Annotated in this window: 21 protein-coding genes; 8 read left to right on the top strand and 13 right to left on the bottom strand. The window is 62.2% G+C overall.

The window, feature by feature from the left end; all coding sequences use genetic code 11:
- The first annotated feature begins 92 nt into the window (after positions 1–92).
- The 4 genes from ACODRZ_RS14335 (at position 93) to ACODRZ_RS14320 (ending at position 5243) form a co-directional block, all read left to right on the top strand.
- The gene (locus tag ACODRZ_RS14335; RefSeq protein ID WP_051146240.1) at positions 93–1103 is read left to right on the top strand and encodes a site-specific integrase; all 1011 of its coding nucleotides are present in this window, start codon (positions 93–95) and stop codon (positions 1101–1103) included.
- 207 nt (positions 1104–1310) lie between these two features.
- A complete protein-coding gene (locus ACODRZ_RS14330; protein WP_066531344.1) occupies positions 1311–2381 on the top strand; it encodes an AAA family ATPase in 1071 nt (356 codons plus the stop codon).
- A 127-nt stretch (positions 2382–2508) separates the two neighbouring features.
- Positions 2509–4800 carry a S8 family peptidase gene (locus ACODRZ_RS14325; protein ID WP_488986209.1) on the top strand — a complete coding sequence of 764 codons (2292 nt, stop codon included), beginning with the start codon at positions 2509–2511 and terminating at the stop codon, positions 4798–4800.
- Positions 4801–4829: 29 nt separating this feature from the next.
- On the top strand, positions 4830–5243 hold the full coding sequence (locus ACODRZ_RS14320; protein WP_155646352.1) for a hypothetical protein: 414 nt from the start codon (positions 4830–4832) through the stop codon (positions 5241–5243).
- Here the strand turns inward: ACODRZ_RS14320 and ACODRZ_RS14315 are convergent.
- From ACODRZ_RS14315 to ACODRZ_RS14305, 3 genes are all read right to left on the bottom strand, one after another.
- The gene (locus ACODRZ_RS14315) at positions 5200–5454 is read right to left on the bottom strand and encodes a helix-turn-helix domain-containing protein (RefSeq protein ID WP_427468341.1); all 255 of its coding nucleotides are present in this window, start codon (positions 5452–5454) and stop codon (positions 5200–5202) included. The two genes, ACODRZ_RS14320 and ACODRZ_RS14315, sit on opposite strands and share 44 nt — an antisense overlap.
- The gene (locus ACODRZ_RS14310; protein WP_427468340.1) at positions 5414–5761 is read right to left on the bottom strand and encodes a recombinase family protein; all 348 of its coding nucleotides are present in this window, start codon (positions 5759–5761) and stop codon (positions 5414–5416) included. The genes ACODRZ_RS14315 and ACODRZ_RS14310 overlap by 41 nt, the downstream gene beginning before the upstream one ends.
- Positions 5762–5931: 170 nt before the next feature.
- On the bottom strand, positions 5932–6354 hold the full coding sequence (locus ACODRZ_RS14305) for a MerR family transcriptional regulator (RefSeq protein WP_039330852.1): 423 nt from the start codon (positions 6352–6354) through the stop codon (positions 5932–5934).
- A gap of 76 nt (positions 6355–6430) precedes the next feature.
- Between ACODRZ_RS14305 and ACODRZ_RS14300 the strand changes: the two genes are divergently transcribed.
- The 4 genes from ACODRZ_RS14300 to ACODRZ_RS14285 all read left to right on the top strand — a co-directional run bounded on the left by ACODRZ_RS14300 (position 6431) and on the right by ACODRZ_RS14285 (position 11685).
- Positions 6431–6826, top strand: a complete 396-nt coding sequence (locus tag ACODRZ_RS14300) for a mercuric transporter MerT family protein (RefSeq protein ID WP_014072602.1) — start codon at positions 6431–6433, stop codon at positions 6824–6826.
- A 12-nt stretch (positions 6827–6838) separates the two neighbouring features.
- Positions 6839–7168, top strand: coding sequence for a heavy-metal-associated domain-containing protein (locus tag ACODRZ_RS14295; RefSeq protein WP_004213249.1), 330 nt, complete (start codon positions 6839–6841; stop codon positions 7166–7168).
- A 37-nt stretch (positions 7169–7205) separates the two neighbouring features.
- Positions 7206–8624 carry a mercury(II) reductase gene (merA, locus tag ACODRZ_RS14290; protein ID WP_488971383.1) on the top strand — a complete coding sequence of 473 codons (1419 nt, stop codon included), beginning with the start codon at positions 7206–7208 and terminating at the stop codon, positions 8622–8624.
- A 91-nt stretch (positions 8625–8715) separates the two neighbouring features.
- Complete coding sequence (locus ACODRZ_RS14285; RefSeq protein WP_014072601.1) at positions 8716–11685, top strand: Tn3 family transposase; 2970 nt, start codon at positions 8716–8718, stop codon at positions 11683–11685.
- A 12-nt stretch (positions 11686–11697) separates the two neighbouring features.
- Here the strand turns inward: ACODRZ_RS14285 and ACODRZ_RS14280 are convergent, their stop codons facing one another.
- The 10 genes from ACODRZ_RS14280 to ACODRZ_RS14235 form a co-directional block, all read right to left on the bottom strand.
- Positions 11698–12102 carry a hypothetical protein gene (locus tag ACODRZ_RS14280; RefSeq protein WP_488971384.1) on the bottom strand — a complete coding sequence of 135 codons (405 nt, stop codon included), beginning with the start codon at positions 12100–12102 and terminating at the stop codon, positions 11698–11700.
- Positions 12103–12255: 153 nt separating this feature from the next.
- Entirely contained in the window at positions 12256–13320 is a 1065-nt protein-coding gene (locus ACODRZ_RS14275; RefSeq protein WP_488971385.1) for a maleylacetate reductase, read from the bottom strand.
- Between the two features lie 2 nt (positions 13321–13322).
- On the bottom strand, positions 13323–13631 hold the full coding sequence (locus ACODRZ_RS14270) for a Dabb family protein (protein ID WP_488971386.1): 309 nt from the start codon (positions 13629–13631) through the stop codon (positions 13323–13325).
- 41 nt (positions 13632–13672) lie between these two features.
- Positions 13673–14872 carry a multiple monosaccharide ABC transporter permease gene (gene mmsB, locus ACODRZ_RS14265; protein ID WP_488971387.1) on the bottom strand — a complete coding sequence of 400 codons (1200 nt, stop codon included), beginning with the start codon at positions 14870–14872 and terminating at the stop codon, positions 13673–13675.
- 14 nt (positions 14873–14886) lie between these two features.
- The gene (locus ACODRZ_RS14260; protein ID WP_488971388.1) at positions 14887–16476 is read right to left on the bottom strand and encodes an ATP-binding cassette domain-containing protein; all 1590 of its coding nucleotides are present in this window, start codon (positions 16474–16476) and stop codon (positions 14887–14889) included.
- A gap of 13 nt (positions 16477–16489) precedes the next feature.
- Positions 16490–17578, bottom strand: a complete 1089-nt coding sequence (locus ACODRZ_RS14255; RefSeq protein WP_488971389.1) for a substrate-binding domain-containing protein — start codon at positions 17576–17578, stop codon at positions 16490–16492.
- A gap of 60 nt (positions 17579–17638) precedes the next feature.
- Positions 17639–18730, bottom strand: coding sequence for a Gfo/Idh/MocA family protein (locus ACODRZ_RS14250; protein ID WP_488971390.1), 1092 nt, complete (start codon positions 18728–18730; stop codon positions 17639–17641).
- Between the two features lie 29 nt (positions 18731–18759).
- Positions 18760–19755, bottom strand: a complete 996-nt coding sequence (gene iolG / locus ACODRZ_RS14245) for an inositol 2-dehydrogenase (protein ID WP_488971391.1) — start codon at positions 19753–19755, stop codon at positions 18760–18762.
- Between the two features lie 58 nt (positions 19756–19813).
- Positions 19814–20704, bottom strand: a complete 891-nt coding sequence (locus ACODRZ_RS14240; RefSeq protein ID WP_488971392.1) for a sugar phosphate isomerase/epimerase family protein — start codon at positions 20702–20704, stop codon at positions 19814–19816.
- A gap of 13 nt (positions 20705–20717) precedes the next feature.
- Positions 20718–21656, bottom strand: a complete 939-nt coding sequence (locus tag ACODRZ_RS14235) for an intradiol ring-cleavage dioxygenase (RefSeq protein WP_488971393.1) — start codon at positions 21654–21656, stop codon at positions 20718–20720.
- Positions 21657–21674 lie beyond the last annotated feature (18 nt).

The raw sequence follows: 21674 nt of genomic DNA, 5'->3' as shown, positions 1-21674 counted from the left end.
TATATAAAGCAGGCGAAATTCACTGCGATGTCGCCCCGGCCCGAAGGCAAGGGGGGGCACAGCAGCGGACTTGAATCTTGAGGAGTGTCGCCTTGGACGATGACAGCAGCAAGGCCTTGAGGCATTCAGATGAGGTTGCGCTCGCGCCCTTGGGGAATGCGATCCCGCCGCAGCTCGCGGCTGAGATCGAAGCGGCCCGCTCTTACCGGGCGCGGTCCAAGGCCGCCAACACGGTCCGGGCCTATGAGAGCGACTGGCGGCAGTTCGAAGAATGGTGCTGGACGCGCGATCTTGAGCCTATGCCGGCTATGCCGGAGGCCGTGGCCACATACCTTGCCTCGCTGGCGCAGGCGGGGAGGGCGGACAGCACCATCGGGCGGCACCTTGCAGCCATCGCCTGGCACCACAGGCAGGCAGGGCAGGTCGCACCCCAGCATCGCGATCCGCGTGATGTCATTGGCGACACACTTGCCGGGATCCGGCGCGAGCAGCGCGCACGGCCGACGCGCAAGAAGAGCGCAATTCTGGCGGCCGATCTTGCGCGGATGATTGCAGCTGCTGAAGGCCAAAGTCCGCGGGCTATCCGCGACCGGGCCGTCATGGCACTTGGGCTGGCGGCGGCGTTGCGGCGTTCCGAGTTGGTCGCGCTACAGCTGGCTGACCTCGAGCTGGTGCGGGAAGGCCTCAAGCTGACGATCAGGCACTCGAAAACAGACCAAGAAGGGGAAGGGCAGGTCATCGCGGTGCCGTCGGGAAAGATTCTCAAGCCGGGCGCGCGCCTCAACGAATGGCTCAGCGCAAGGGGAGGGGAGGCTGGTCCTTTGTTCTACCGCACCGACGCACAAGGGATGATGACCAAAGAGCCCATGTCGGATCGCTCGGTTGCCCGCCTGATTCAGCGCTACGCCCAAAAGGTTGGGCTCGATCCTGCCGCAGTCGGTGCGCACTCACTGCGCTCAGGGTTTCTGACCGAGGCGGCCAAGGCCGGAGCCTCGCTGCCCAAGATGCAGGAGGTATCGCGTCAGAAGAAGGTGGAGGTGCTCCTCGGTTATGTTCGCGATGCCGCGTTGTTCAAGAACCACGCCGGTGAGAGCTTTCTATAGGGAATCTAGGCTATGGAATGCTGGCTTGCTCCACGATGGTCCCTGGTTTCAGATACCCTTACGGAGCGTCACATATGGCAGAGGCATTATCGTGCTAGGTCTGCTAGAGCTGGATCGCGAATAATTGATTACACCGCAGGAAAATTTCATTAGATTCCCCAGGTAGTCGATTTTGATCCTGCCGATTGAGTGACTGAAACATAGAAAATGGCCCGCGCTGATCATCTCGTCTCGCTCGTTCGCGCCAGCGTTGCTGGCGACCGTGAGACGCTGCGCGCAGCGGCCGAGGCCATTGCCGCGGACGAACGAGCCAAAAATCACCACATCGTTGCAGATCGCATCGAACGCGCACTAAGCACCGTGCCGGTAACGCCGCCGCCTCTCACGACCTCCCAGCCTCAGGTCGGGCCAGGTCGAGACACGATCATCGAAATCGAAGCGCGGGTTAGATTTGATGATCTGCTCCTTTCGTTGCCAGCGCGCGAGAATGGTCGTCAGCTGATCGAAGAGCACATGCGTGCTGATGTTTTGCGCGCACATGCCTATGAGCCACGGCATCGGATTCTGCTTTCCGGGCCTCCTGGAAACGGGAAGACGTCCTTTGCTGAGGCAATCGCGGAGGCGCTGGGCTTACCATTCTTCGTCGTGCGTTATGATGCTTTGATCGGCAGTTACCTTGGTGAGACCAACGCTCGGCTTCGCAAACTGTTCGATTATGTGCGCACACAGCCGAGCGTCCTATTTTTCGACGAGTTTGATGCTATCGGTAAAGAGCGTGGCGACACCCATGAAACCGGCGAAATCAAGCGCGTGGTCTCGTTCTTGCTCATGCAACTCGATCAATTGCCGCCGTATGTTATAGTTGTTGCGGCTACCAATCATGCAGAGTTGCTTGATCGCGCGGTATGGCGTCGCTTTCAGATGCGGTTAGCTTTTCCACAGCCCGATCGCAAACTGCTTGAGGTGTTTTTGGACAGGGTCATCTCTGGCTGGCCTGAAACTCCGCGCATGACTGTACAGAAGCTCGCGACCCGCCTTGGCGAAGTAAGTTATGCCGAAGCGCTCGACCTGTGCCAGAATGTGAGGCGCAGGCAGATATTGGGTTTGGGGGAGATTGGGATTGATGATGCGCTCGAGACAGAGCTTGAACTATGGAAATCGCGCGTACGGCCCGGGAATGTAGATGGCGAGCGATCCAACCAAGCCCCTGCTGAGGCTGACGCCAGACCAATCAAGACAACGCCCCGCCGGTCAGCAAAAATTTCCCCGGCCACCTGAATCTTTCCCTCGGGATCGCCAGCAAGCCACATTTGCCCCAAACTTCGACCGCCTGGCCCAGGCTTTGGCGCGAGATCCGGGCGGTCTCGAACTGCGTGCCGATCCGGCTGCCCTGGCACCGGAGAGATTGCTCGTCTTCGAAGTCCGTGGCTCGGTGAACAATTTTGCCGCAGCCGTTCAGCGCGTGCCCGGCCTCGAACTGATCGACGAGGAGGAGTTAGGCAGCGACGACGACAAGGAGCCCGTTGCCTACCTCCTTGTTCCGGACGCACGCGCGCTCGCAGAACTGCTCTCTCTTTGGAGGCGCTGGAACGCCGATCAACTGCAATTCGGGGAGACGCCGTGGCGTGGCGTGTTCGAACTGCTTCGCGATCTGCGACCATGGGGGCCTCAGGACAGGGTCCAACGAATCGACGCCAGTTTTCTCGCCGAGGAGATCGAGGAGCGCGGCGAGGACGAGCTTGTCCCGCTGGAGATCGAATTGATCTACCGAGCCTCTGAGGTTCAGGCCCAGGCACGGGAAGATGAAGTGCGCGCGGCAGTGACCGCACGCGGCGGGGATATCATCTCGCGTGCCCGGCTGCCCGACATCGCCTATCATGCCCTGCTTGTGGATTTGCCGGTACGCGCGATCCGGGAGATCATCGATCGGGCGGAAGGCGGCATCGCCAGCCTCGAGCCTGTCATGCACATCCGCCCGCAAAGCCTAGCGACGACGATCGAGATCGAGGACGTCACAGACGCCGGCACCGCTGCTGCGGTCGGCAACCTGCGCGAACCGATCCTGGCCCTGCTCGACGGAGTTCCGGTCGCTGCACATCCGCTGCTCGCCGCTCATCTGGTCGTGGATGATCAATTCGATCTCGAACCCCATGCCCCCGTGGACCAACGCGTCCATGGCACTGCGATGGCGTCGCTCCTCGTGCATGGCGACAGGAACAATCCCGCACCGGCATTGCCGCGGCGCATTCATGTTGTTCCGGTGATGGGTGCTGGGGATCGCTTCCCGGCACGACGGCTTGTCGTCGATATCATCTTTCTCGCCATTAGAGCGATGCGAGAAGGCCCGGATGCAACGGCGCCGGGCGTGCTGATCGTCAATCTCTCGCTTGGCAACGAGCGGCGTCCCTTTCAGTCGTCGCTGTCGGCATGGGCACGGCTGCTGGATCGACTGGCGTACCGATACGGCATTCTGTTTCTGGTGAGTGCTGGTAATGTGAGGGAGACCTTCGGCGTCCCAGCCTTCGCGACCGGCACGGCTTTCGAAGACGCTGACGCCGCCGCTCGCTGTGACGGCACGCTGACCGCGATCGGCAATCTGATGGCTGACCGGCGTATGTTTTCGCCGTCCGAGGCAATCAACGCGGTGACGGTCGGCGCGTCCAACGACGATTGGGTGTCGGCTGCGGACCGCCGCGCCGCCCGCACCATCATCGACCCCTTTCCGGGCATTCGTGCCGCCAACCCGTCGAGCGCTCTCGGCCCTGGATTTGCCCGATCAGTCAAACCCGACATTTTGATGCCGGGAGGTCGCGAGCACCTCCGCCAGATGCGGACCGACGGTCATGTCTTCGTCAGGCCGGCGCCCTCGACGCGCCCCGCTGGCCTCAAAGTGGCTGCGCCTCGTACCGGCGCCTTCGGGGTAGCCGAAGGCTATTCGGGCGGGACCAGCGGCGCGACCGCGCTGGCATCACGCACATGTCATCGGATCCACGACGCACTAGAGGCGGCGTATCCGGATTTTGCGGGCCTGCCCCACATTCAGCGGGCGGCCTTGCTTAAGGCACTGCTTGTCCATCCCGCCCGGTGGCCCGATGACATTGCTGCACGGATCAAAGCGATCATCGGTCCAGTCGGCGGACATCACAGCCACATCAAGGACAATATCAGGCGCTTCCTGGGATTTGGCTATGTTGACGCCGAAGACGCGGTAGCGTGCGCGGAGGACCGCGCGACGTTCTGGGCGGTTGGAGAACTTTCGCGCGACCGTGTCACCACTGTCCGTGTTCCCATACCGGCGGTTATGAGCGGTCAGGCCCGGCCCCACAGCCTCTCGGCGACGCTGGCATGGTTCACACCCGTGCAACCGGGACGCAAGAGCTACCGATCCGTTCGCCTCAAGCTGCTCGATCCAGCAGAAGCCGGCACTTTGGGCGTTTCTCCGCGAAGCCTTCAACCGGACGGCAATCAGACTAATCGCGGCACCATATTCATGCGTTGCTGGGAAGGTGACAAAGCGCCGGTCGTCGGCCCGGATATGACGATTGACCTCGTTGTGCAGCGCGATCCAGATCCGGGCACTCCGATAGATGAAGCTGTACCATTCGGTCTTGCGGTCACGGTCGCCATGCCCGGCATCGTCGGTCTCTACACGCAGGTCGCACAGCGCCTCGGCATCGCGCCGCGTCAGTCGGTCTGAGGCTCGCTTTTTTTCGGGATTTTGCAACTGTGAACGTCAAAAGGAAGCCTGCCAAAGCCGAGCGACCAACATCGAAAATGCGCACGATATTCCGCGAGGTCGCGCGCGACATTGTCGCCCGGGATCGCAAGGCGCGTAAAGGGGGGCGCACGCAAAATACGATTGGCGAGATCGAGCGCGCAATGGTGAAGGCCTATGTCTGCGGACAAGAAGCTCTGTTGAACAAGCGCGAGGGGTTCCGCCCTTCGGTCAATGCTTTGGTCGATTGGCTGGAAATTCCCCCTCGGGCAAGAGAGACGCTGAGCTTCCTGACAATCTGTTTTTCTCACCGCTGGTCGGCGTCACCTCAAGCTTTGTACGCTGAACAACGATTTTCCGGACATAATGTGAACATTGGTGTCAGGCAGCGGCGCGAAGGTACTGGTAGAGGGTTTCGCGGCTGATGCCCATGTCGCGCGCGATGGTCGCCTTGCGTTCACCGGCGGCAACGCGGCGGTGCAGATCGGCAATCATCTCATCCGAGAGCGACCGTTTCCGCCCCCGATAGGCGCCGCGCTGCCGAGCGATCGCAATGCCTTCGCGTTGCCGTTCGCGGATCAGGGCGCGCTCGAACTCAGCAAACGCACCCATGACCGAGAGTATCAGATTGGCCATCGGGGAGTCCTCCCCCCGAGAAGGACAGGCTTTCCTTCTCAAACTCGATCCGGATACCTCGCTTGGTGAGGCCCTGGACCAGCTTGCGCAGGTCATCCAGATTGCGGGCCAACCGATCCATGCTGTGGACGACGACGGTATCGCCTTCGCGGGCGAAAGTGAGCAGAGCCTCAAGCTGGGGGCGGTTGACGTCCTTGCCCGATGCCTTGTCGGTGAAGGTCCGATCGAGCGACTGACCTTCCAATTGGCGATCCACATTCTGATCGAACGTGCTGACCCGGACATAGCCGATCCGTTGCCCCTTCACTGCGCACTCTCTCCATCAAAATGTCAGGTTGAAATCTATGATACGCAACGACATTCGTCAACAAATTCCGTTTAGTACCCTAATCTGACAGAAACCGCGGTAGCGCCCTGACGTCCGGTTAGGCTATACTCCAAGCTGACATCACAAAATCAAATCCCTCAAAGATGGCGTCAATTGCCTTGATGGGGTAAAAACTGGAGTGCTTCCAGGATGGGACATTCGGCAACGTCATCTCCAGTGCATCTGGCTAACGTGGTCGCCAGCGTCACCTCTATCTTCTGCAAATCTGCAATGCGGCGGCGGACATCTTCAAGGTGGAGTTCGGTTCTCGCCATAACCTCCGCGCAGGTTTGTGCACCGGTATCGGTGAGCGACAACAATGACCGTATGTCATCCATTGCATAGCCAAGGTCGCGCGCGCGCAGGATGAACTGCAACCTTTGCACCAGTTCCGGCGAATAGACGCGGTAGCCGTTGGAACTGCGAGGCGGCCCCGGCAGCAATCCCACCTTCTCGTAATAGCGGATGGTTTCGAGATTGCAGCCTGTTTTCCGGGCAAGCTGGGCACGCAAGATGCCGACCTGTTGCTCCATGAAAATACCTCTTGAGTCTGTAGTGGCTACAGAGCCTACACTGCGAATCACTCAGTTGGAACAAGGGATTCAAGCCATGGTCTCAACGCCGGAAGCGGGACAGCCAGCCCTCACCGAAAACCACGAGCCGAAGCAGGCAAACTGGGTTGCGGCGGGCGCATTGATCGGCGCGGGGCTCGCCTCGGCTTGCTGCGTCGTCCCGCTACTGTTGGTTATGCTCGGAATTTCCGGCGCGTGGATCGCCAACCTGACGGCGCTCGAACCTTACAAGCCCTATGTCGCAGGCGTAACGCTCGCGCTGCTCGGCTACGGCTTCTGGCATGTCTATTTCAAGCCGAAACCGCCCTGTGAAGACGGTTCCTACTGCGCTCGTCCACAATCGGCTTGGACCACCAAGGCGGTGCTGTGGCTGGGCCTTGCCGTCGCCATCCTGGCGCTCACCATCGACTGGTGGGCACCCTGGTTCTATTGAAAGGAAATACCCATGAAAAAGACAGTATGTATCGCTATGGCCGTGCTGGCTATGGCTGGCGGCGGGGTCGCCTATGCAGTTAGTGGCACGGCGCAAGATCGCCCCGCGGCTACCGCAACCGCTCAGAAGCAAACCACCTTTGCCATAGAGAACATGACCTGCGCCACCTGCCCGATCACCGTGAAGAAGGCGATGGAAGGCGTCGCCGGGGTAACGGCGGTCACGGTCGATTTCGCAGCCAAGACCGCGCGCGCAACCTATAACCCGCGCCGCACCAATGCTGCTGCGATTGCCGCTGCATCAACCAACGCGGGTTATCCGGCGCGCGCTATTCAAAACTGAGCGGGGCGCCGCCAGCGCCTCAAGAAAGCGATAAGCAATGAACGACTGTTGCAACCGCCCCGGGCAGGAAGGATTTGACGTTGCCGTCATCGGCGCGGGTTCTGCCGGGTTCTCCGCCGCGATCGCCGCTGCCGATCTGGGCGCGAAAGTGGCGCTCGTCGGTCACGGCACGATTGGCGGCACCTGTGTCAATGTTGGCTGCGTTCCTTCCAAGACGCTGATCCGCGCCGCCGAAGCGGTGCATGGTGGGCTTGCCGCCGCGCGCTTTCCCGGCCTTGGGGGCGCTGTCCAGATGGATGACTGGTCCGTATTGGCGGCGTCGAAGGACGATCTTGTCACGACGCTGCGCCAAAAAAAATATGTCGATCTGCTGCCCGCCTATGAAGGTGTGAGCTATATCGAGGGCAAGGCACGCTTTGCCGATGGTGCGCTGATTGTCGGCGATGCGCCCATGAAGGTCGGCAAGGTCATATTGGCGATGGGTGCGCACGCCGCCGTGCCGCCGATTCCGGGGATGGACAGCGTGCCCTACCTAACCAGCACATCGGCGCTGGCGCTGGATCGCTTGCCCAAATCGCTGCTGGTGATCGGTGGCGGGGTGATCGGGGTAGAACTGGGACAGATGTTTTCGCGTCTGGGCGTTGATGTCACCATCTGCTGCCGAAGCCGCCTGCTCCCCGAAATGGACCCGGAAGTGAGTGCCGCGCTGAAAAACTATTTGGAAGCCGAGGGCGTGCGGGTTTGCGCAGGTGTCGGCTATCAGCGTATCGCCCAAACACAGAGCGGGGTCGAATTGACCTGCGAGGGGCATTGTGACACCGTCGCGGCGGAACAGGTGCTCATCGCCACCGGACGCCGACCCAATAGCGACGGGCTTGGGCTGGAGGAGCGCGGCATAGTGCTTGCCCGTAATGGTGGAATCGTCGTCGATGACCACCTCGAAACGTCGGTTCCAGGCATTTACGCGGCGGGCGATGTAACGGGACGGGACCAGTTCGTCTACATGGCCGCCTATGGCGCAAAACTGGCCGCGCGCAACGCGGTGACGGGCAACCAATACCGCTACGACAATTCCTCCATGCCATCCGTCGTCTTCACCGACCCGCAAGTCGCCAGCGCCGGCCTCACTGAAACGACAGCACGGGCGCAAGGCCTGGACATCAAGGTTTCGCTGCTCCCGCTCGATGCTGTGCCAAGGGCACTGGCAGCACGCGATACGCGGGGTCTCATCAAAATGATTGCCGACAAGGCGAACGACCGTTTGCTGGGCGGCCAGATCATGGCACCCGAAGGCGCGGATTCGATCCAGACACTGGTGCTGGCGATCAAACACGGCATGACCACCCTGGAATTGGGTGCAACGATATTTCCTTACCTGACCACTGTGGAAGGCCTCAAACTGGCGGCCCAAACGTTTGATAAGGATGTCGCCAAACTGTCTTGCTGCGCCGGGTGATTGCTCGGGGATCAACCGGCAACGAATGGCCTCCCTCCAGTGCAAGCCGCTTTGGTGTCAATTTTGTAATTCGCCTCAGCGGGAGAGCAAAATGGCACGACGCCGACTTCTGACCGGAGACGAGCGCCGGCGCCTGTTCGATCCTCCTGTCCAAGAAACCGCGATCATTGGGCATTATACCCTTTCTGCGGAAGATGTTGAATTGGTTGGGCGCCGCTATGGTCCAGCAAATCGACTCGGTCTGGCTGCACAAATCGCTTTGATGCGACATCCCGGCTTTGGTCTGCAACCCGAGATCGGGCTTCCCGACGTCATTCTTCAGTACCTCGCGGCACAGTTATTCGTCGATCCTTCCTCCTTCTCTGCATATGGTCAGCGCGCGCAAACCCGTACCGATCATGCCGATCTCGTGGCGCGTTATCTTGGCATACGCCCGTTTCGACGCGGCGACCTGGCACTTGCCCTGAATCTTGCCGCGCAAGCCGCCGAGTATACAGACAGAGGTGAACCGATTGTTCGCGCCCTCATGGTTGGCCTGAAGGGTGAGCGGTTCATTCTTCCGTCAGGCGACACACTGGAACGCGCCGGTCTTGCTGGCCGGGCACGCGCACGCAAAGCTGCCGCAGCCGCAATCGTCGAAGGCCTCAGCTCTGCTGAACTGACACGGCTAGACGAACTCGTAATCAACAACCCGGATTTCGGCATGACACCGCTGGCGTGGTTGCGTAATTTCGAAGAAGCCCCGACTGCGGCCAATATCAATGGCTTGCTTGAGCGCCTGCGCTATGTTCGCGGCATAGGTATCCACCCGGTAGTTGGGGGCGCCATTCCGGAATTCCGCTTTGCCCAATTTGTCCGCGAGGGCGGCGTGGCACCGGCATTCCTGCTTTCGGATTACAGCGTCAATCGCAGGCGGGCGACGTTGACGGCCGCAGTGATCGACCTTGAGGCCAGACTTGCCGATGCCGCGATCCAAATGTTTGACCGACTTATCGGCGGCATGTTCACGCGCGCGCGGCGTGGGCGCGAGCGTCGCTACCAAGATAGTATTCAGTCGGTGGGGCAACTCATGCGGCTGTTTGGCGCCACGATTACAGCACTTGATGAGGCTGTCCAGAATGGCGGCGATCCGCTCGAATTGATTGACGAAGCGGTGGGCTGGCACCGGCTTGTTGCGGCAAAGGCCCAAGTAGATGCCCTTGCTGATCTTGCCGGCGAGGACGCACTGGTAACGGCAACCGAGCGTTACGCCACGCTACGGCGTTTCAGCCCGGCATTTCTGGACGCCTTCACCTTCAAGGCGTCTGGAACAGGGACGGCACTGATCAAAGCCATCGATGTCATTCGCGATGCGAACACACGAAAGTCGCGCGACCTTCCCGATGGCGTTCCACTGCCATTCCCCAATCGGCAGTGGAAGCGTCTCATCACCGAAAGCGGCCGTATCGACCGCCGACGTTATGAAATTGCGATCATGGCAACCTTGCGTGATCGTTTGCGCGCCGGTGATGTATGGATCGAGGGAACCCGCAACTATCAGCGCTTCGATGCCTATTTGCTGGGTCGGCGCGACGCCGCCAAAGTGGCGGATGTGCTTCCGTTCGATTCAAATGCTGCATCCTACCTCGCTGACCGGGCACGAAATCTTGACTGGCGGCTGCGCCGATTTGCCAAGCAGTTGAAAACAAACAAGCTTGAGGGAGTGTCGCTCGAACGAGACCGGCTCAAGCTTCAGCAAATGCCGCCTGTCACCCCACCGGAAGCTGAAGCCCTCGATCGCAAGCTCGATACCCTGCTTCCCCGCGTGCGCATCACCGAGCTGCTGCTTGAAGTCGCCGAACGCACTGGTTTTTTGAACGCATTCCGTGACCTGCGCTCAGGCAAGGAGCACGACAACCCCAGCACGGTACTCGCCGCAATTCTGGCTGATGGCACCAACCTCGGGCTGGAGCGGATGGCCAATGCCAGCGAAGGCGTCAGCTATGCCCAACTCGCATGGACCCACAACTGGTATCTTTCACCCGAGAACTATCAGGCCGCGCTGGCCATGATCATCTCAGCCCATCACGAATTACCCTTCGCGCGGCATTGGGGCGCTGGCACCAGTTCGTCGTCCGATGGCCAGTTCTTCCGGTCGGGGCGGAGCCGTTCAGGGGCGGCGGACGTCAATGCCAAATATGGCGCCGAACCTGGCGTGAAAATCTATTCTCACCTTTCCGATCACTTCGCATCATTCGGATCACGGATCATGTCCGCGACGGCAGGTGAAGCGCCTTACGTGCTCGACGGGCTTGTCCTGGGCGCCGGCAACCTTCCGTTGCATGAGCACTATACCGATACCGGCGGCGCCACCGATCATGTTTTCGCACTCTGCCACCTACTCGGGTTCCGCTTCGCGCCCCGGCTGCGCGATATTGGCGACCGCAAGCTGGGTTCGATCGCTGCGCCATCGACATACAAGGGCATCGAAAATCTGATGGGCCGCACCATCAAAACGGCAGCGATCGAGGCCGATTGGGATGACATCGTCAGGATTGTCGCCTCAATCAAGGATGGCACGGTGGCGCCGTCAGTAATCTTGCGAAAACTTGCCGCCTACAAACGCCAGAACAGGCTGGATTTTGCATTGGCTGAACTGGGCCGTATCGAGCGCACTTTGTTCACGCTCGATTGGCTTGAACAACCGGAACTGCGACGTGCCTGTCAGGCCGGTCTCAACAAAGGCGAGGCGAGGCACACGCTTGCCGCCGCCATCTATACCAACCGGCAGGGTCGGTTCACCGATCGCTCGCTGGAAAATCAGGAATTTCGCGCATCTGGGCTGAACCTGCTGATTGCGGCGATTTCCTACTGGAACACGGTCTATCTCGACCGGGCCGCCCAGCACCTCAACGCTGTCGGCACGACGTTCGATGCGGCACTGCTTGCGCACCTTTCTCCGATGGGCTGGGCGCACATCAGTCTGACCGGCGATTACCTCTGGGAGCAGGCCAGGCGACTTCCAGCAGGTGAATTCCACCCACTCAACGAGCCAATGGCGCGGTTGAAGCGTGTAGCGTAGCCCATGTTCCGCTTATGTCCGAGAAATCGTTGTCTGGCGAACAAACCTTGAGGTGACGCCATATTGCGAGGTCAGCGCGATCTGCCCGGCGTGGACCAGTCGGCCGTTGCTGCCTCCCGACACCGCCGCCAGATCCTCGGACCGGTACGCAAGCGTGAAGTCGATCCCCTTGTCCTTGAGATCCGATTTCCATTCCCACCATGCCGCGAAAGGGCCGATCGGCGCCGGCACCGGGTTATTCGTATCCCCAGCGGGATATTCCGCCCCCGGGGTCGGCGGTTCGGTGGGCGATATGGTCTGCGGCGGCGCGGCGGCGGCCTTTGTATCCTGCGCCAGCGCAGGCGGGGCGCTCGTGGCGGCCATGAGCAGCGCCGTGCCGAGCCAGAATGATGTCGTCGAAAGCGATTTCCGGGCCATTTGGCATCCCCCATTTATGGTTGTTGGCGGCGGGGATGCGGGGCAGTGCCTCGCTCTCCGGTCTCATATTTGGGGCATGCAGCTGCCCATTCCGCCGCGACATCTGTCCCGGCGGTTGTGTCTTTTGCGGCTTTGAACCGTGTCGAGGGCCGATCAGGCCTCCGGAGGTGCGCCCTCCCATGCGCGGTGGAAGAGCGCTTTCAGTGGGCCAGCCTCGAGCGGCCGCGGGTTCCAATAGGGATTGGCGAGCGCGATCTCGCAGGCGCGATCAATGTCGCTCTCCCGCATCCCGATATCCCTGAGCGCGGTCGGAGCGCCCAGCGACCGAGCCAGCTCGAAGAGCCCGGATGCCGCATCGTCGGTTCCGAGCGCTCTCGCTATCCGCGCCATCGCATCGGGCACGGCCGGAGCGTTGTAGGCGAGCGCGTGGGGTAGCACGATCGCGTGCGTTTCGGCATGCGGCAGGTTGAAGCTGCCGCCGAGCGTGTGGCAGAGCTTATGGTGCAACGCCATGCCGACATGACCGAGCACCGTACCGCACAGCCACGCACCATAAAGGCAATCCGATCGCGCCTCGTCGTCGGCATCGGCTGCGAGACGCTTGAGACCGTCGGCGAGCGCGCGGATGCCTTCTTCGGCGATCAGCCCCATCACCGGATTGCCGTCACGCGCATAAAGCCCTTCGGCGGCGTGCGCGATCGCGTTGATGCCGCTGACCACCGTCAGGCCGAGCGGCAAGGTCGCGGTCAGATCGGGATCGTAAATGACGGTGCGCGGCAGGACGCGCATGTCCTTGCCCGTCTTCTTGATGCCAGCTTCGGTGATGCCATAGATCGGCGTCATCTCCGAGCCGGCATAGGTCGTCGGGACGGCGATGATGGGCAGGCCCGATTCTAGCGCAATGGCCTTGCCCAGCCCGATCGTCGAGCCGCCGCCGACCGCGACCGCGCAATCGGCATTGACGCTTTCTGCATGCGCGCGCGCGGCCCGTGCGACCTCGATCGGCACGTGCATCACGGCCTGGTCATAGAGGCCCGCGCTGCGCTCGCCCAGCAGATCCGCGACGCGCTGCGCCTGCTCGCGCTGAGGCGGCGTGCACAGCACCAGCGCGCGCCGGCATCCCAGCGCCTCAACCTCGTCCGCGATAGTCGCCAAGCTACCCTTGGCGAAAACCACGCGCGCGGGCTGCGCGACATAGGTGAAGTCCAGGACGCCCACGCTCAGGCCGCGCTCGACACGTAGTCGACCTGGAAACGGCCGGTGCGTGCGCCGATCAGCTCATCGCGCACGCGCAGATGCTCGGGATGCGTCGCATAGGCGTCGAGCGCGTCCTGACTCTCGAATTCGGTGTAGAGCACCATATCGCAGGCATAGCCGATCCGGCTGTGGTCGAGCCCGACCTCGAGCTTTGCGAGCCCCGGGATCGAGGCTGCCATCACCTCGAAACGCGATTTGATGAGCTCCGCGGTTTCGTTCTTTTCCTCCGGCGTCTCGCCGCGCACGTTCCACATAACGATGTGCTTGATCACAGGAATACTCCCTATTCGACAAGGACGCAGTGTGGCCCCGCTCAGTCCTTGTTCTTCTGATAAATATCGATGAACACGGCCGCGAGCAGAACGAGGCCCTTGATCATTTGCTGATAGTCGACGCCGAGGCCGATGATCGACATGCCGTTGTTGAGCACGCCCATGATGAAGGCGCCGATCACCACACCGAGCACCTTGCCTGCGCCACCGGTCGCAGAGGCGCCGCCGATGAACACGGCCGCGATGACGTCGAGCTCGAAGCCGGTGCCGGCCCGCGGCGTCGCGCTGTTGAGCCGTGCCGCGAAGATCAGACCCGCGACCGCGGCGAGCACCCCCATATTGATGAATGTGATGAAGGTGATCCGCGAGGTGTTGACGCCTGACAGGCGTGCCGCCTTCAGATTGCCGCCGACCGCGTAGAGACGCCTGCCAAGGACGGTCCGATTCATCAGGAAGGTATAGGCGGCGATCAGCACTCCCATGATCGCGACGACCGTTGGAATGCCGCGATAGCTCGCCAGCACATAGCAGAAGGCCAGCAACAGCAGCGTGACCGCGCCGTTCTTGGCGGCGAATACCGGCAGCGAGGCGACCGCGGCCTGGCGCGATTGCGAGCGGGTGCGCGAGCGGATCTCGATCGCGAGGAAAGCGAGCGCGACCAGGACACCGATGATCAGTGACAGCAGATGGAGGCCGTCCATCGAGAAAGGATCGGGCAGGAAGCCCGAGGCGACCGCGCTGAACGACTCCGGGAAGGGGCCGACAGATGCGCCATCCGAGATCGCGATCGTGATGCCGCGGAAGACGAGCATCCCCGCCAGCGTCACGATGAAGGAAGGCATGCGCCAATAGGCGACCCAATAGCCTTGCGCCGCGCCCGCCACCGCGCCGCCAGCCAGGCAGGCGATCGTCGCCGGGAAGACGCCCCAGCCGCGTGACACCATCAGCGCGCCCGCCAGCGCACCGATGCAACCCGCGATCGAGCCGACCGACAGATCGATATGGCCGCAGACGATCACCATCAACATGCCGAGCGCCATGATCACGACATAGCTGTTCTGGAGCAGCAGATTGGTGATGTTGAGCGGCTGGAGCAGCACGCCGCCGGTCGCATATTGGAAGAAGGCGGTGATGACGACAAGCGACAGCAGCAGGCCGTAATCGCCGAAGCTGCGCCAGAGGGCGCCGAGCGTCGGTCCGCCTGGTTTGGGTTCGACCGGCGTGGAATAGGTGGTGGCCATGATATTTCCTCCCCTCAGGCGCCGAGCGGCTGGTTTTTCTGGATCGCGCGCATGATCGCTTCCTGCGACGCAGCCTCGGCGCTGAATTCGCCGACGAAGCGGCCCTCATTCATCACGTAGATCCGGTCGCACGTGCCCAGCAATTCGGGCATTTCGGAAGAGATCATGATCACGCATTTGCCGGAATCGGCGAAGTCGTTGATGATCTTGTAGATTTCATATTTGGCGCCGACATCTATGCCGCGCGTCGGCTCATCGAGGATCAGCACTTCGGGATCGGTGAAGAGCCATTTGCTCAGCACCACCTTCTGCTGGTTGCCGCCCGATAGCGTGCCGACCTTCTGCAGCACGTCGTGACAGCGCGTGCGCATTTTCTTGCAATAGTCGGACGCGGTATCGAACACCTTGTAGGCGTCGACCACGAAGCCCCACCGCGATACCCTTTCGAGATCGGCCAGCACCGTGTTGCGCGCGATGCTCTCGCCGAGCACGAGACCTGCGCCCTTGCGATCCTCGGTGACGTAGGCGAGCCCGCTGCCGATCGCGCGCGTGACGGTCGAGGTATCGATCGCCTGTCCGTCGAGCGTCGCCGTGCCGGCGACCTGCTTGCCGTGGAGCCGGCCGAACAGGCTGAGCGCGAATTCGGTGCGTCCTGCCCCCATCAGGCCGGAGATCCCGACGATCTCGCCGCGCCGCGCGGTGAGGCTGACATTGCGGACGACTTCGCGGCCATGATGCTGCGGATCGACGACACGCCAGCCACGCACCTCGAAACCGCCCCTGCCGATCTTGGCCGTCCGCTTGGGATAGCGATCCGACAGTTCGCGGCCGACCATCGCCGAGACTATGCGGTCTTCCTCGATCTCACCATCGCCACAATCGAGCACGTCGACGGTCGCCCCGTCGCGGATCACCGTCACCGTGTCGGCGACGCGGCGGATCTCGTTCAATTTGTGCGAGATAATGATTGAGGTGACGCCGCGCTCCTTGAGCCCCCCCATCAGCTGGAGCAGCCGGTCGCTGTCGGTCTCGTTGAGGCTGGCCGTCGGCTCGTCGAGGATGAGCAGGCGGACGTCCTTGGCGAGCGCCTTTGCGATCTCGACCAACTGCTGCTTCCCAATGCCGAGATCGCCGACCGGCGTTTGCGGCGCGTCGGTCAGGCCGACGCGGGCGAGCAGGCCGCGCGCCTCCTCGTGCGCAGCTTCCCAGTCGATGACGCCGCGGCTGGCGCGTTCGTTGCCCAGGAAGAGGTTTTCGGTGATCGACAGCAGCGGAACGAGCGCCAGTTCCTGATGGATGATGCTGATCCCGGCGCGCTCGCTGTCGCGCAGTCCGTGGAAATGCCGCTCCTCACCGCCGAAGCTGATCGTGCCGCTGTGGCCACCATGCGGGTAGACGCCGCTCAGGATGTTCATCAGCGTCGACTTGCCGGCGCCATTCTCGCCGCAGACCGCGTGGATCTCGCCGCGGCGGACGGTGAGGTCGACCTGGCGAAGCGCCTGGACGGGGCCAAAATTCTTGGCGATGCCGGTCATCTGGAGGATGACCTCGGCACCGGTCCGCTCCGCCTCGGCGGGGCGGCGAGCGATTACGGTCTGCGACATGATGCTCCGCTCCTCATCCCAGGATCTGCGCCGTGGTGTAGAATTTGTCCTGCTCGACCAGGATCCTCTGCCAGTTGCCACGATCGACCAGCACGGGCTGGAGCAGCTGGGTGGGCACGATCTTGACCCCGTTGTCGTAGGAATGCGTGTCGTTGACCGCGACCGGGCGGCCATTGAGCGCGGCATCGACCATTTCGGCCGCCGCCTGCGCCAGCGCGCGCGTATCCTTGAAGATCGACGAGGTCTGGTCGCCGCGCGCGATCGACTTGACGTTGGGCACCTCGGCGTCCTGTCCCGTCACGACGGGCATCGCATTGCCGGCCGCGCCGTAGCCGACGCTCTTGAGCGAAGAGATCACGCCGGTCGCGATCGAATCGTTCATCGCCAGCACCGCGTCGAGATGGTCGTGCGAGTAGAAGGCGCTGAGTAGATTATCCATCCGCGCCTGAGCCAGCGAGCCGTCCCAATTGGGCGTCGCTGTCTGGTTGAGCGTCGCTTGACCGCTGCGGATCTTGAGCTTGCCGCCGGCGATGTAGCTCTGCAGCTGCGACATCACGCCGCCATAGACGACATGCGCATTGTTATCGTCGAGCGAGCCTGCGAAGATCTCTAGATTGAACGGCCCCTTGCCGTTGGCGAGGCCGAGCTTGTCGACGATGTCCTTGCCCTGCAGCACGCCGGTCTGGCGATTGTCGAAGGTGACGTAATAATCGACGTTGCCGGTGTCCCGGATCAGGCGATCGTAGGAGATCACCTTGATGTTCTGCTCGCGCGCCGTCTTGAGCGCACTCGCCATCGTCGTGCCATCAATCGCCGCGATCACCAGCGCCCGCACGCCCTTCGCGGTCAGGTTCTCGACCTGCGAGAGCTGGATCGGCACGTCGTACTGCGCATATTGCAGATCGACATCGTACCCCATCCTAGTCAGCGCACGGACCATATTGTTGCCGTCGGAGACCCATCGCGCCTCGGTCTTGCTGGTCAGCGTGATGCCGATCGTGCCTTTGGGCGATTTCGGCCGCCGCGCGCAGCCCGCAGCGAAAGGGGCGAGCAGCGCAAGCGACGCCATACCGAGGCAGGATCGTCGGTCGAATGTCATCATGATCTTGGCCTCCCCTTCTTGTTTTCGTTCGGTTGGTGATCGGCGGTCGGCGCCGCGTGGTCAGGGCGTCAGGACGATCTCCGCGCCCTGTTTCGCCGAGGAGGCGAAGAAGGCTTCGAGGATCCGATTGATGTTGTGCGCCTGGCTCGCGGGCACGTTCGAGGGGCTGCCGGTCCGCAGCGCCTCGAGAAAGCGCGTCGCCTCTCGATCGAAATAGACCGGATTGCCGATCTCGGCGAGTTCGGGCGAATAGACCGTCTTGCGGACCGCCCAGACCTCAGGGAAGCTGGTCTCGTTCCACTCGGACCAGCCTTCGGCATGACCGTTCTTGCCGCTGTCGTAGATCTTGTACGAGGCGGGCAGCGGCCGCGAGTGCATCACACCTTCGGTGCCATAGGCGGTGAGATCCCAATTCTCGGTCCAGGGGAGTGGGTCCCACGACATGAAGTCGATCGTGACGATCTTGTCGTCGTAATTGAGGATCGCGCCGACCGCGTCCTCACGCGCGGTCTCGTCCATCGCACCCGGAAACTTCGTGATCCGCGCGTTGACGCTGTTGGGCATGCCGAAATGCAGCAGGATGCGGTCGATCGTGTGGCAGCCGATGACGTAGAAGGCGCCGCCGATGTCACCCGGCTGCTTCATATGGCTGGTGCCGGCCTCGTCATGCGAGCAGCCGGCATGCGCGCGGACCTGCAGCACCTTGCCGAGCCTGCCCGACTGGAGGACCTCCTGCATCTTGTCGACCGAAGGCGCGTAGCGCCAGCAATAGCCGACCTGGAACAGTCCGCCGGTCTTTTCGACCGCGTCGACAATGCGTGCGGTATCGTGCGAACCGCGCCCGGCGGGCTTCTCGCACAGCACCGCCTTGCCGGCTTCGAGCGCCTCGATCGCCCAATCCGCCATCAGATAGCTTTTGGGGTGGACCAGGACGGCATGGACGTCAGGATCGGCGAGGATATCCTCCTTGGTCCGCGCCCCGAGACCGAGCGCCTCGACGAAGGGTTCGAGCAGCGGACTGTCGTCATAGGCGCCCATCAAGCGGACGTTGACCGCACGCTGGAACGCCTTCACCCGACCCGATGTGTGCGGATGGGTGATACCCAGGCAGGCTATGCCGATCTGCTTCGTATCGCCGAGTGCGTAGGTCATGGTTTCGTATCCGTCTCTGGGTTTTGGGGTCAGAGCTTGACGGTGCGGCCGGTCTTCACGGACTCGAGCGCGGCCTCGGCAAGCTTGAGCGCGAGCAGGCCATCGTCGACACTGGTGGGCAGCGGCGTGCCGTCGACCAATGCGGTCAGGAACGCGTCGAGTTCGGCGGCATAGGCTTGCTCGTAACGCTGCAGGAAGAAGTTGAGCAGCGGCTCGCGCGCCTCGGTCACGTCGGCAGACCAGCGGCGCACCGTGGTGGGCCGCAAATTGTCCTGCAACAACATTCCTGTCGAGCCGAAAACTTCGACGCGCTGATCGTAGCCATAGACCGCCTCGCGGCAATTATTGATGTGGCATTGCTTGCCGCTGGCGGTCTTCATGTTGATCATGACGGTGTCATAGTCTTCATGCTTGCCGGTCAACTCGGCATCGACGATCCGGCTGGCAATCGCGCTCACCTCGACCGGCTCCTCGCCGAGCAGGAAGCGCGCCATGTCGAGATCGTGGATCGTCATGTCGCGGAAGATGCCGCCCGAGGCCGCAACGTAGGCCGGCGGGGGCATGCCGGGATCGCGGCTCGAGATAATGACCTGGCGGACGTCGCCTATCTCGCCGGCCTCGATCGCGCGCCGGATCTCGGCGAAGCTGGTCTCGAAGCGGCGGTTGAACGCCATCATCACCTTGGCGTCGTGCTTGGCGATCTTGTCGACGACCGCCTGGCTCTTGGCCAGCGTCGAATCGACGGGCTTCTCGCAGAGCACGGCTTTGCCGAGTTCGACCGCACGCAGCATCAGCGGGGCGTGCGTATCGGTCGGCGTGCCGATGACGATCGCCTGCACATCGGGATGCGCGATCGCGGCGAACGGATCCAATAGTGCCTCGGCGCCCAATTCCTTGGCGAGCGGATTGACCGCGTCGGCGATCGGGTCCGCGACGGCGATCAGCTTGGCTTTCGGGTGCGCCGTGACGTTGCGCGCATGAATCTTACCGATACGGCCAGCGCCGAGAACTGCAATTCCGAGCATGGAAACTCCTGACAAAGGGGGGCGGGTCACACGACCCCGATAGATACTCGGCCGGCGATCAGGCCGCCGCGGCGGTCTCGGGAAAGGTCACCTTGTCGAATTGCGCCATCGTGGTGTCGAACGCGCGCTGCGCAGCCTCCTCAAGCGGCAGCTTGCGATGCTCGGCCGAGATGACCTCGACGCCCCAATAGCTGTCATAGCCGATGTCGAGCAGCGCCTGGATCTGGGCGGCGATATCGATCGCGCCCTCGCCGCACAGACGGCGGTGATGCGTCGAATCGTTGAACAGGCTTTCGATCACATCGGGACCGGCATCGTCGAGCTCGACGGCCTTGAGCAGATGCGGCGGGATCGTGCGGATCTCGTCGGCCTGCATGCCGCCGCGCTGAACGTGCCACGTGTCGACGAGCACACCGACATTGTCGACGCCGAGATTCTCGGTCAACGCGACGCAGCGCGCGATCGAATTGATGCTCGCGAAGGGAAGGAATTCGACGGCGATATCGATGCCGAGCGGCGCGGCCCGCTTGCCGAGTTTGGCGATCGCTTCGCGCATCCGGGGAAGATCGGGTTCGTCCTCCTCGAACAGGCCGGCGCCAAGCTTGATCTTGCCGACGTCGAGCTTCGCGGCGATGTCGAGCATCCCGTTGAACATGGCGTCGGAGGCGACGCGCTGCGCGCCGTCGAGATGCCAGTCGACGAGGAATTCGAGTTCGACGTGGCGGATGCCGTTGTCCGCGAACAGGCTGCGCACCGTGTCGATGCCGAGCTGTTCGATGTTGGCGGCGATATCGTCATAGACGAACCCCATGCCGCGCCAGCCGACGCGGCCGGAGACCTCGACCCGATCACGCAAGGCGAACGGACTTACCTCGCTGCGGTCGCCGGGAAAGGTATTGCCCGCAACGGTCCAATAAGAGGCGCAGAGCTCGATATCCTTGCGTGTCATGATGCGCCTTTCGTCAGCGTGCAGCAGATTGGAGAACGGGGTCGGGCGAGTCGGACGTCGCGATCTTGGCGAGCACGAAATCCCATTCGACGACCAATGACGGCGACGGCATATCGTGGACCCGGGCCATTTCGGGATCTTCGAGGGGCTGAAAGCGCGCGACAAGATCAGCCTTGACACCGAACACCGTGTCTTCGCGCAGATAGGGACAATCGGGCGTGAAGATATGCGTGATCACCTGCTCGTAGCCGGGCGCGGTCACGATGAAATGGAGATGCGCGGCGCGGTTGGGGTGCCGGCCGATGTCGCGCAACAGCTTGCCGACCGGGCCATCGTCGGGGATCGGGTAGAAGCGCGGCTTGACCGTCTTGAACCAGTAGCGGCCATCCTCATCGGACTGGAACACGCCGCGATGATTGAAGGCGGGCTGCTCGTCGGGCTGCTGGACGTCGTAATAGCCGTCGTTGCTGGTCTGCCAGACGTCCAGACGCGCACCGGCAACCGGGTTGCCGTCGACGTCGGACACACGGCCGACGATCAGCGTCGGCTCACCCTTGCCGTCGAGATTTATATTGCCGCCATTGGGATATTCGGGCGCTCCCGCGACATAGAATGGGCCCAGGATCGTGTTGGGCGTCGCCCCCGACGGCCTGCGGTGATTGATCGCATCGACCAGCATCGTGACGCCGAGGATGTCGGAGAGTAGGATGAACTCCTGCCGCCAATCAGTGCACATATGCCCGGTATCGGTCAGGAACTGGATCGCTGCCAGCCACTCCTCATGGGTCGGCTCGATCTCGTTCACCGCGGCATGGAGATGCCGCACGATCGCGCCAATCACGACGCGCAGCCGCTCGTTTCCCGGGCCTGCCATGCGCGCGTTGACTACGTCGGCGGAGCGAGACTCGTCAAAATAGCCGAGATCGACGGTCGGGGAATTGGCCACGGACATCCTCAAAAGCTGTGTTTG

The sequence above is a fragment of the Novosphingobium sp. FG90 genome, assembly GCF_057808725.1.
Note: the sequence above shows the minus strand (reverse complement) of the source record. Positions and strands in the feature narration are given on the sequence as shown.